We start from the raw sequence: 11245 nt of genomic DNA on the forward strand, positions 1-11245 counted from the left end.
TTGGAGTGAGGGCAAGGATTCACCTATAGTTCTACGATAGCGTAGGAAACTCCCCCCGTCTGTATGCCATGTTACGATTTATTTCACAATTGGCTCACAAATCAGAAAAAGACACGGTGTTGCAAGCAGGGCATTTGTTGACGCACTTGCTCAAGGCGGCTAGGTTCAATGGCTGCAATGGCGAGGCCGGGGCGATCGCCGGCATCCGCCAAAATGGTTCCCCAAGGGTCCACAATCATGGCATGGCCATGGGTTTGCCGCCGCGCATAGTGAATTCCCGTCTGAGCCGGTGCAATCACGTAGCAGGTATTTTCAATGGCCCGTGCTTGGAGAAGGACTTGCCAATGATCTTTACCGGTAAAGGCTGTAAAGGCAGCCGGCACAAAAAGCACCGTTGCCCCTGCTTGGGAGAGCGCGCGGTAGAGTTCTGGAAAGCGAACATCGTAGCACACCGACAAGCCGATATTCCCCAAATCCTTACTGGGATAGACAGAGGGTAACTGCCGTCCCGCTAGCACTGTGCCCGATTCGTGGTAGATATTGCCATCGGGCAAATCGACATCAAATAAATGCACCTTTTGGTAACGGCTCAATTCTTCTCCGCTAGGACCAATGAGGACGGCTGTGTTATAGACTTTGCCTGCGGTTGCTGGTACTGGGTAGCCACCCCCCACCAAGGTAATCTGAAATCGCTGCGCCATGCGTTTCAAAAAAGCCTCAGTCCGCTCAGCGATTGTTGCCGCTTGGGCGACTTTCTCCCGGTCATCGCCAAGAAAGGAAAAATTTTCTGGCAACCCTACAAGTTCTGCACCCCGTCTCACCGCCAGTTCAATCAATTCCTCTGCCTGTGCCAGATTTGCCTCAAGATTCGGCTGGCTCGTCATTTGTACTGCGGCAGCGAGATAGGATTTCATGCCCATTGAAAAAAAGACAGCAATCCCTCATTCTATCGTCGCAATCTGCCTAGGGCAAGTCTAGCGAGAACGCAGGTTCCGGAAGATCGGATTGCGTTGGGTCGGGAGCTGATGCTCATGGGCAGTGCGGTATGCCCAAAAGACATAGCCGGCAATAAAGAGGTTCAACAGCACGACTAGCAGTAGCTTGGTACCACTAATGGGATGCAAGCGCGGCGTTTTTTGCCGTGTTTTTTGGGGTAGGAATTGAACGGCCATGGCTGCTCTCAGAACGCAACAGTTCCAGAGTCCACCATCATTAGTCGTTGTTCACTCTCAATTTGTCTTCTCTGGCCAATAATGGCGACGTTCCGGTTGCCCCTACTATAGATCGCTGCCCCATTCGCCACCCAGCATCTGAAATGTTTTTTAATGCCTAGTCACAAAACTACACTATCGCTCAGACGCCCCCAACATACCCCTAAAAAGCCATCCGCCCCCAAGGAAGGCCTTAGGAGCGGTCTGGTGGTTATCGTGGGCATCAACTGCTAGGAGAAGTGGCCTCCTAGGTGTGATTTCAAATCAACAGATGGAGAACAACTCTTCCCTAGAGCTGAGCTACTCCAAAACGACGACCCAAGCGTTTACTACTATCTGCCATGGGCATCACCTCCATCTCCCTGAACGGTAATTTGCAAAACAGCTGGCTTTAAGATAGCACACTCAAACGGTATTGTGGCAAGCGCTGGGCAAAATGAGCATGGCATCGCCAAAGGAATAGAAGCGGTACTGGCGATCGATGGCCTGTTGGTACAACTGAAGCAACCGTTCGCGACCAATAAAAGCACTGACGAGCATCATCAAGCTAGAGCGGGGCAGATGAAAGTTGGTAATGAAGCCCTCGACTATCTTGGGCTGATACCCCGGATAGATATAGAGATCACTCTTGCCACAAAAGGGCTGAAGGGTGCCGGATTGGGCTGCCGTTTCTAGGGAGCGAATAACGGTGGTGCCGACGGCAATAATCCGTCCTCCGGCAGCTTTGGCGGCCTGAATCCGCTCGACGGTAGCAGCCGGTACCTCAATCCATTCTTCGTGGAGATGGTGATGGCGAATATCGCTGGCCTCCACAGGACGAAAGGTGCCAATGCCCACGTGGAGCGTCAAAAAACAATGATCAATGCCGTGATAGGCCAACTTACTCAAGAGTTCGGGGGTAAAGTGCAAGCCAGCGGTTGGCGCAGCCACAGCACCGGGACGGCGAGCATAGACGGTTTGGTATTGTTCAGTATCTTCAATGGGGTTGTCAATGTAGGGAGGTAAGGGCACTTCCCCTAGGTGATCAAGATAGGACCACAGGCGATCGCCCGGCGGCAGGTCGAATTCAATCACCCGGCCTCGGGTCTCCTCATCAATGGCCTGTACCGTTGCTTGCAGTGTGCCGATTTGAATCACCGCCCCAAGGCGCAATTTTCGACCGGGCTTGACCAAGGCCAACCACTGGCGATCGCTCAATTCTTCGAGAAGAAACACCTCAACGGTACGGCCAGAGCCGCCCACTTTTTGACCCCTCAGCCGTGCCGGAATCACCCGTGTATCATTGAGTACTAGCAAATCCCCCGGTTGCAACAGTTGCGGTAGCTCATAGAAGTGGTGATCGGTAGCAGTCTCCTGTGCCACCACCATCAGGCGGGAATGATCGCGGGGAGAAACGGGCTGTTGGGCAATCCGTTCCGGAGGCAGGTGATAATCGTAGCCGTCGAGGGAAAAATCGTCAGAACTCGGCATTATTGGGGTGGGGTCAACGGTGAGGGGGATGGCTCTACCACAGAGCGATTCATAGAAGTCATCACAGCCAGAAAGCCAAGGGCAGCGGTGGCAACGCCCACAGCCACCAGCAGTAGCAGCCACGCTTGGGAACGAGACCTTTGGGCTGGCGGCGGTTTAGGTTGGGGTTGAGGGGGTTCCACAATCTGGGAAACCGTCAGGTCGAGATCCGCTGGATCGGGTGGGGGGACGTAGCCCATTGTAATGTCTGTCACCTCTGGCAACTCCCCTTGACAAACAATATCGCTGTAGTCCAAGTCAATGACACCCGCTGCATTCTTCACCCGACAGTGAATGAGCACCACCGTCACATTGTCATGGCCATTGAGGCGATTGGCAAGATCAATGAGTTGTTCAGCCGCAGCAGTGAGGGCAAGCTGACCTTGGAGCACAGGCAGGAGGTACTGTGGCCAGTAGGTTTCGACACGATTAAAATCACTGAGGCCGTCGGAACACAGCAAAAGAATTCCCTCTTCATCCAGCAAAAAGCGTTCTACTGTGGGGTGCAGATGCTGGGAGGGTGCCATACCCAACGCTTGCACCAAGGAACCACCGTAGGGCAGCTCAAGGGCTTGATGGTAGGTACTCATCCCCAAGCGCACATCACGGCTGGCCACATCGTCATCGAGGGTGAGCTGGTAGCAGCCCCAGCGGTTGATCCAGTAGGCGCGGCTATCACCAATGTGGGCAAGGTAAAGATGGGCGTGTTCCATCAGGGCACCGACAACTGTGGTTCCCATGCGCTGGCGTTCGTGGCGCTGCTCCGTATCATTGCGTTGATTGATTGCATCATTGGTGCGGCGAATAGCGGTTTGAATCGCCTGTTCAACTGTAGCAGGGGACATCTCCAGCAGCTTGAGGGGGGTTAGCGTCTCCTCCAGAATGTCAATGGCCAAACCCGAAGCGACATCGCCCCCTTCATGCCCCCCGACGCCATCACACACGAGGGCGAGCACCTGTGATTGGCTCGTGAGATCGCGCTCTGGAAAGCATTTGTCCTCATTGCGAGTCCGACTAGGCCCTTGGTCGGAGCGGCTGGCAATATCGTAGTGGTACTCATAACCAAGGTGATCGAGGGCCTGTTGAAAGAGGGTCTCTAGGGTGTCACGAATAAATTCAGGGGTGGTTTCCTGAGGATCCTGCATGTGTTGACACAGAATCGTGAAGGCCTGCTGAAAGTTTTCCCCTTGGTCGCTAAAACTGAAATGGGTTTGCCAGAATTTGCCAAGGTCAGTCAAGGTGGGATTATGGCCTGCTTGCAGTTGCAGCAGCCGCACAAGGGATCCCTCGGCTCGCAAAAGCTGGGGATTGAGCAGTGTGAGAGCCACATTTTCTGCCACCAAGGCTGGCCAAAGGGAGATGATTTGCCATAACCAGTTGAGGCGGCGTACTAAATTGGCTTTCTCCCAGATGGTGGTGAGGGGAGCGGCATGGGTGAGACCGGGGGCAACTTTGGCATCGGCAATGTCAATGCAACTGACGGGGGCATGCTCAAGGAGCAACAGTTCTCCTTCAGGGAGGGAAAGGGCGCCAAATAATTCCGGGACATGGGGACGCTTGGGAAAGAGGCGCAGATAGGGACGGTAGAGCTGGGAGGTGTTGTCCACACTGGGCGCTGGCTCCCCCGGCAATAGGTCTAAGAGCAAGTGTTTGCCTTGCACTAGATAGCGATCGCCCACTAGCTCACCCACCCTGTAGGGATCCAAACCAGAACCGATCGCCCACAGATAGCGCTTCAGGAGTGGCACCTGACAGTGGCAACACTCAACTTGGTGAATAGAATTTGCAGTGCCACACTCCGGGCAAATGAGATTAGGCGCAGGTGGATTCATCGCTTCAATCCTGAGATGGCTGCCGCAGTCACAATCACCCGCAGCAGGTACGCACAACGTCTCTGATCCAGTAATTCGCTAGTCCATAGCAGCAGCGAATAGAATACATTCAATTCCCTATCCTAGCTTTTCTCCTGTAACAGCGGAATATCCCAGTGACAGCCCTTTGGCGATGGATCGAACACACTCAAAACTGTGAAAGCCCCTACAGAAGAGACTCACATCCCCTATCCCATATTTTAGACAAGGGCTTATTCAACCCTGTCAACATCCCTGATGTTGCCACGAACTATCAAGATAGAATTAGAATAACTAATTCGGGGTAAAAAGGATCACAATTAGTGATACAAACTTTTGTAAGTCTTATTTTTATTTGCCAGAACGATTAAAAACGATAGACGCAACTTTAGACATCATTTTAACAGTATATCTTGGCGAAAGAGGGGCACTATGGAGCAATTGAATTCAGGCTTAAATTTGCAAGCCTTGGTACAGGCTCAGTTAGTGACGATCGCTCCAAGGGGTTCCTTCAATGAGATTCTCCAAGGATTACAAAGCAACCAAGGATTGGGTTTAGTCGTCGAAGAGCAGGGACAGTTTCGGGGCTTGATCACCCAACGGGAAGTGATCCGTGCCCTTGGTAAGGGTTACTCGCCACAGGCGATCACGGCTGCCCAGATCATGCTGCCATCGGATTATTGCCTGCGCCTCAGTGATCTCGATGATCCCCTAGCTGTGTTAGGGCGTTTTCGCTACTTGGGCGTGGATGCCCTTGCCGTGGTCAATGAATCGGGACGGGTGGAAGGACTGCTGACTCGCCAAGCCTTTCGGGAGAGCCTGCGCCCTGTGGATCTCCTGCGAATTAAACGGGTGGCGGAGGTGATGGTACCCGATGTGGCTACCATTGCGGCGGAAGCTTCGCTACAGGAGGCCGCTGTCCTGATGACCGAACGGGGGGTCACCAGTTTAGTGGTTCCTGAGGCATCCGCCTCGGGTGTGCTGCCGCGCGGCATTATTACGGAAAAGGATATTTTTGAGGCACTGCAGGGCCAAGGGGGAGTGCTCACAGGAACCGTTGGCAGTATTATGTCCCAACCCGTGCTGACCGTGAAGCCCGATCAAAGTTTGTGGCAGGTGAATCATTTCCTCAAGGAGCACCAAGTGCGGCGGGTGGTGGTCGTGGATGAGACAGGTCAACTGGTGGGGATTGTGACCCAAAGTAATCTTTTGGCGGCCATTGACATTACGGAAGCTCAAGGGGTGATTCAGGTGCTAACCCAAGAGCTCAATAAGGCCACGGCGGAACTGCGCTGGCAACTGTCACGGCAACAGGCGATTACGGTGGCGATTACGGAGAGCGAACAGCGCTATAACACTCTGATTAGTCATTTGCCCGTTGCGATCTATCGGCGCGATCGCGATCGCCTGTGGCGGTTTAGCTATGTTAGCGATCAGATTTATCACCTCACGGGTTACTTTCCCCAAGATTTACCGGATCTGCGCCAGATTATCCCAGCGCCGGATTTGGCCTTGGCAGAACGGGATATTGAACAGGCGATTCGGCAGCAGCGTGCCTACAGTACCACCTATCGCATTCAACACCGCGATGGTTGTTTCCGCTGGTTGAGCGATCGCGGCCAGCTTGACCCCCACAGTCACATGCTCCATGGCGTTCTTTTGGATGTCTCGGAGCAACAGCGCACAGAAGAGCGGCTAAAAACTGCCCTAGAGCGGGAAATGATTGTCAGCACGATCATTCAGGATATTCGCCAGTCGATTCGCTTAGAGGAGATTTTGCAGCGGGCGGTAACCAGTATTCAACAACTGCTTTTGAGCGATCGCGTGCTGATTTACCGCTTTTTAGCCGATGGCAGTGGCGTTGTGGAAGTGGAAGCCACCACGTTGCCCCAGTACTCCATTTTGGGTCAAGTGATTCACGATCCCTGTTTTAGTAAAGAGACAGCGCAGCGGTTTCTGGAAGGACGCACTGTGACCATTAGCGATGTCAATCAAGCGCAATTACAGGATTGCTATCGTGAGCTCCTAAGTAGCTTGCAAGTTCAGGCCAATCTAGTAGTGCCCCTGCTGCAAGGGCATGACCTGTGGGGACTCCTAATTGCCCACCAGTGTCGTGGCCCTCGCCTCTGGCAGCGGGAGGAGTTGTTCCTACTGCAACGGATTGCTGAACCCCTAACAGTGGCACTGCAGCAGGCGGAGATGTATGCCGCATTGGAAGCTGCCAATGCCAATCTGCAGCAGATGGTGTATATCGACAGTCTGACGGATATTGGCAATCGGCGCTGTTTTGATGAACTGTTTGCGAAGGAGTGGCGGCGCTGTCAGCGGGAGCAACAACCGTTAAGTTTAGTGATGCTGGATATTGATTGCTTCAAAGCCTACAACGATCACTACGGCCATTTGCAGGGCGATCAAATTCTCAAGCGGGTAGCGGAAATTTTAGAAAGCCATCTGCAGCGGGCAGGGGATTTGGCCACGCGCTTTGGTGGGGAAGAGTTTGCCTTGCTGCTGCCCAGTACCGACCAAGGGGGAGCTATCCATATTGTTGAGAAAATTCAGGCAGCGCTGGCGGAGGCTAATATCACCCATGCTAAAAGTACCGTTGGGCCAAGGCTAACGGCCAGCTTTGGGATTGCAACGACGCTGCCCACTCCAGAGCATGAGACAGCCATGTTGTTGCATCTGGCGGATCAGTGTCTCTACGAGGCGAAGACCCTTGGGCGCGATCGCTGGGTGGCCAAGGAGCTATAGCGCAGTTAAGGGCAGGTAAATTCGCAGCCACGCTCCCCCATAGTCAGGATGATTGGCAGCCTGCATGTAGCCGCCATGGCGTTCAACAATTTGGCGGGCAATGGCCAATCCCAAACCGCTACCGCTACCGACGGGGGGCATCCGCCCTTCAGAATCGGTGGGAATGACAAAGCGATGCCGCCGGGCTTGGGCCCGATAAAACCGCTCAAACACATAGGGCAAGTCCTTGGGGGGAAAGCCACTGCCGCTATCAATGACTTCGAGACACAGATAGCCCCCCTCGCGATCGCTCAGCAGCCGCGTCAGCACTTGACCACCCACAGGGCCGTATTTAATGGCGTTGTCGTAAAGATTGACCAGGAGCCGAAACAGTTGCGATTCATTGCCGCAGTAGGAAAATTGCTCTGGGCCTGTGTACTCGTGGTGAATGTTTTTAGCCGCAGCGAGGGGGGCGAGGGATTGCCACGCAGTATCAATGAGTTGGACAAGGTCAACGGGATGCCGCTCAAGGCTATCGGCGGGAGTGTGACTCAGGCGGTTTAACTCTAGGAGTTCTTGAACAAGGAGGCTGAGGCGAATAATTTCCTCAAGGAGGCGATCGACCCAATCCCGTAAGGACTCCGGTACCCGTTGTTGTAGGGTTTCAGTCACCAAGCGCAGGGAGGTCAAGGGGGTTTTCAGTTCATGGGCGACATCCGCTGCCCAGCGATCGCGCTCATCCCGCAGCCGCACCACCTCTTCGCAGTCCTCAATAAATACACCCACATGCCCCTCGCCAAGGCAGAGTCCCCGTGCCCGCAGGGGTTTGCGCTTGGTTTGCCCCGTCGGTGTGAGGTAGGCATAGAGCCATTCTTGCTCCCGCATCGTTTCCTCTTGGCGCACCTCTTCGATGAGACAGTCCAATTCATAGGAGCGCACCAATTCCAAAAAAAGGCGGCCTTCGGCATGCCCTAAACCAAGGAGCAATCGCGCTGCCTCGTTACAGCAGACCACGCAATTGGTCTCATCCACCTCCAAATAGGCAATGGGGGCATATTCAAGGAGCGTTTGACAGCGCAACATTTTCTGACGGCAGCGTTCCTGTTCCTGAAGCTGGTGGCTGAGTAGGGTTCGCAAGCGTTGCCACGGTGAGGATTTGAAGGGGCGAGCCGCGTACTGCTCAAGGAGCGTCTCCAAAGCGTGTCGCACTTGCTGCCACTGCCAGAACCAGACCATTAGCCCCAACAGCAGGCCAACCCCAAAAAAGATCAACTCCATGCCTAAGTGCCAGAATCGCCTCTATTCTAGGATTATTCCGAGTTGGTTTGCCCTGTGATGTCATCACCCCTTTTGCGTGTGGAAGCACTTACCGTTGACTTTCGCCAAACCGATCAAACCCTACGGGCAGTGGATGGCATTTCCTTTCGCTTGGAGCGGGGTCAGACCCTTGGCATTGTTGGCGAGTCGGGATCGGGAAAGTCAGTCACCTGCTTGGCTCTGTTGCAGTTGCTGTTGCCGCCGGGACAGATCAGCCACGGCGAAGCGTGGTTTCAGCCAGAGCCAGAGGGGGAGGCCATTGACTTGCTGCGCTGCACCCCCCGCCAAATGCAACAGATTCGGGGTCGCCAAATCAGTATGGTCTTCCAAGAGCCGATGAGTTCTCTCAATCCGGTCTATTCCATTGGCTTTCAACTGGCAGAGGCCATTGATCCACAGCAACGACTGCCCCAAGGGCAATGTCAACAGCGGGCGATCGCTCTCCTTGAACAGGTGCATCTTCTCAAACCGGCAGACCCCCTTGAGGAGAAAAAGCGGTTTCTCCGTCGCTATCCGCACCAACTTTCCGGGGGACAAATTCAGCGGGTCATGATTGCCATAGCCATGGCCGCTTCGCCAGCGCTTTTAATTGCCGATGAACCCACCACTGCCCTCGATGTCACTGTCCAGGCGGCGATCCTACGGCTGTTGCGGGAGTTGCAGCAGCAGTACCCTCTCTCATTGATTTTTGTCAGCCATGATTTGAATCTGATTGCGGAATTGGCGGATCAGGTCGTTGTCATGTACCAAGGGCAAATTGTTGAATCGGGGACAGTTCAGCAGGTCTTTCGTCACCCCCAACATCCCTATACCAAGGGGCTACTGGCCTGTCGTCCTCGCTTGGATCAGCGTCTGGCGATTCTGCCAACAGTGGCGGATTTTCTAGCGGCCACTCCCCCGCGATTAGAAGTGATTTCCGCAGCGCAGCAGCAGGAACGCTTGGCGCATTTGGCGAGCCAACCCCCCTTGGTGCGGGTTGAACATCTCTGGGTCAAGTATCCCGTGGCGGGCAAGCAGCGCTTTGTCACTGCCGTCAGGGATGTCTCGTTTACGATTCGCGCCGGGGAGACCCTTGGCTTAGTGGGGGAATCGGGCTGTGGCAAAACAACACTGGGACGGACCCTCTTGCGCCTCCTAGAACCCGCACAGGGAAAAATTATCTTTGGCGATCGCGACATCAGCCATTTATCGCCTCGCCAATTGCATCCCCTGCGGCAACGGATGCAACTCATTTTCCAAGACCCCTATAGTTCCCTAGATCCCCGCATGACCATTGGCGAGTTGGTGGCAGAACCCCTGCGGATTCACCGCCGTCATCAGTCGCAACGGCAACACCAAGAGCGGGTGGCCTATCTCCTTGAACGGGTGGGCATTGACCCCCAAGCCCAGAATCGCTATCCCCATGAATTTTCCGGGGGGCAGCGGCAGCGAATTTGTATTGCCCGTGCCTTGGCCTTGAATCCTGAGTTTGTCGTTTGTGATGAGTCAGTGTCGGCCTTGGATGTGTCGGTGCAGGCGCAAGTACTGAATTTGCTCAAAGAACTCCAGCGGGAGTTTCAACTGACCTACCTCTTTATTTCCCACGATCTCAGTGTGGTGAAATTCATGAGCGATCGCCTCATGGTTATGTACAATGGCGAAATTGTGGAAATGGGTGACGCGGAAACCGTTTACCAACAGCCACAGCACGACTATACTCGCACGCTAATTGCCGCGGTTCCCCGTGGTCTTTCCCTTGAGGCAGCCTAGATGTCCCCCGCCCTTGATCTTGAGAATACCCTTGCCACCCTGCGCCCGCTTCTTTGGCAAGCCCTTGAGCAACTGCGCCAGTTTTACCGTCAGGTGCAGGATCTAGCGGTGCAGGACAAAGGCGGTGATCCTGTCACCCTTGCCGATGAAACGGTTGATTGCTTTTTGCGCCACGCCCTCCAAGCTCATTTTCCGCCGACGCAGTTTGGTTATTTAACCGAAGAGACCTACACCCTAGGGCAGCCCTTGCCCCAGCCCTACCAGTGGATCATTGACCCCCTCGATGGCACCTACGACTTTTTGCAGCAAACGGGGGAGTATGCGATTCACGTTGCCCTTGTCCATGAACATCGCCCTTGTTTAGCCGCTGTCGTCTGGCCAGAGCAGGAGGTGATCTACACTGCCATTGCCGGCGCCGGTACCTATCGAGAGACGCGCCAAGGTGCGACGCGACTGCGGGTACAACCCCCTAGGGCGGGGCAGTCGTTGCGGGTGGTGATGAGTCGGAGCCACGGCGGAGAGCGCCTACAGGCCTTTTTAAGAACCCTAGGATGCGTACAGCTAATTCCCATGGGGAGTATGGGCTGTAAAACGGCGAGTATTTGCCAAGGGGATGCAGATCTGTACGTCAATCTCACAGGGCGCAGTGCCCCGAAGGACTGGGATTTAGCGGCACCGGATTTGATCATGCAGGAGGCGGGGGGAGCCTTTACCTATGCCAATGGTGAGTTGCCCCGCTACAATCGCGCCGATGTGCAGCATTGGCCGCCCTTGGTGGTGTGTCATCCAGCTTTGAGTCGCACGGTGGGCGATCGCCTGCAAGCCTTTTTACAGGAAAATCAAGGCTATTCTGGAAAATAGGCAAGTTCAGTCGCACAG

At 54.5% G+C, this 11245-nt stretch carries 8 protein-coding genes; 3 read left to right on the plus strand and 5 right to left on the minus strand.

Annotated elements, in window-relative coordinates; translation table 11 throughout:
* Nucleotides 1–101 precede the first annotated feature (101 nt).
* The 4 genes from RHP47_RS01195 to RHP47_RS01210 all read right to left on the minus strand — a co-directional run bounded on the left by RHP47_RS01195 (nt 102) and on the right by RHP47_RS01210 (nt 4468).
* Nucleotides 102–914, minus strand: a complete 813-nt coding sequence (locus RHP47_RS01195) for a carbon-nitrogen hydrolase family protein (protein ID WP_149817412.1) — start codon at nt 912–914, stop codon at nt 102–104.
* Between the two features lie 60 nt (nt 915–974).
* Entirely contained in the window at nt 975–1172 is a 198-nt protein-coding gene (locus RHP47_RS01200; RefSeq protein WP_149817414.1) for a hypothetical protein, read from the minus strand.
* A gap of 444 nt (nt 1173–1616) precedes the next feature.
* Nucleotides 1617–2681, minus strand: coding sequence for a tRNA preQ1(34) S-adenosylmethionine ribosyltransferase-isomerase QueA (gene queA, locus RHP47_RS01205; protein WP_310840848.1), 1065 nt, complete (start codon nt 2679–2681; stop codon nt 1617–1619).
* Nucleotides 2681–4468 carry a serine/threonine-protein phosphatase gene (locus RHP47_RS01210; RefSeq protein WP_310840849.1) on the minus strand — a complete coding sequence of 596 codons (1788 nt, stop codon included), beginning with the start codon at nt 4466–4468 and terminating at the stop codon, nt 2681–2683. Before RHP47_RS01210 ends, queA begins: the two co-directional genes overlap by 1 nt.
* A 534-nt stretch (nt 4469–5002) precedes the next feature.
* On the opposite strand from RHP47_RS01210, the gene RHP47_RS01215 reads away from it, so the two are divergent.
* The gene (locus tag RHP47_RS01215) at nt 5003–7321 is read left to right on the plus strand and encodes a diguanylate cyclase domain-containing protein (RefSeq protein WP_310840851.1); all 2319 of its coding nucleotides are present in this window, start codon (nt 5003–5005) and stop codon (nt 7319–7321) included.
* Here RHP47_RS01215 and RHP47_RS01220 read toward each other — a convergent pair.
* The gene (locus RHP47_RS01220; RefSeq protein WP_310840852.1) at nt 7316–8578 is read right to left on the minus strand and encodes a PAS domain-containing sensor histidine kinase; all 1263 of its coding nucleotides are present in this window, start codon (nt 8576–8578) and stop codon (nt 7316–7318) included. The two genes, RHP47_RS01215 and RHP47_RS01220, sit on opposite strands and share 6 nt — an antisense overlap.
* A gap of 57 nt (nt 8579–8635) precedes the next feature.
* Between RHP47_RS01220 and RHP47_RS01225 the strand changes: the two genes are divergently transcribed.
* Both RHP47_RS01225 and RHP47_RS01230 read left to right on the plus strand, forming a co-directional pair.
* The gene (locus RHP47_RS01225) at nt 8636–10366 is read left to right on the plus strand and encodes an ABC transporter ATP-binding protein (protein ID WP_310840853.1); all 1731 of its coding nucleotides are present in this window, start codon (nt 8636–8638) and stop codon (nt 10364–10366) included.
* A complete protein-coding gene (locus tag RHP47_RS01230; RefSeq protein ID WP_286626248.1) occupies nt 10367–11227 on the plus strand; it encodes a 3'(2'),5'-bisphosphate nucleotidase CysQ in 861 nt (286 codons plus the stop codon). It begins immediately after the preceding gene.
* Nucleotides 11228–11245: the final 18 nt, after the last annotated feature.

This window comes from Thermosynechococcus sp. QKsg1 (genome assembly GCF_031586415.1).
In the GTDB taxonomy this organism is placed as follows: Bacteria; Cyanobacteriota; Cyanobacteriia; order Thermosynechococcales; family Thermosynechococcaceae; genus Thermosynechococcus.

What these genes read in the sequence shown, in the direction of transcription:
- RHP47_RS01200 (WP_149817414.1), bottom strand. Translation starts at nt 1,172, where the DNA reads ATGGCCGTTCAATTCCTACCCCAAAAAACACGGCAAAAAACGCCGCGC.
- RHP47_RS01220 (WP_310840852.1), bottom strand. Translation starts at nt 8,578, where the DNA reads ATGGAGTTGATCTTTTTTGGGGTTGGCCTGCTGTTGGGGCTAATGGTC.
- RHP47_RS01225 (WP_310840853.1), top strand. Translation starts at nt 8,636, where the DNA reads ATGTCATCACCCCTTTTGCGTGTGGAAGCACTTACCGTTGACTTTCGC.
- RHP47_RS01195 (WP_149817412.1), bottom strand. Translation starts at nt 914, where the DNA reads ATGAAATCCTATCTCGCTGCCGCAGTACAAATGACGAGCCAGCCGAAT.
- RHP47_RS01230 (WP_286626248.1), top strand. Translation starts at nt 10,367, where the DNA reads ATGTCCCCCGCCCTTGATCTTGAGAATACCCTTGCCACCCTGCGCCCG.
- RHP47_RS01215 (WP_310840851.1), top strand. Translation starts at nt 5,003, where the DNA reads ATGGAGCAATTGAATTCAGGCTTAAATTTGCAAGCCTTGGTACAGGCT.
- queA (WP_310840848.1), bottom strand. Translation starts at nt 2,681, where the DNA reads ATGCCGAGTTCTGACGATTTTTCCCTCGACGGCTACGATTATCACCTG.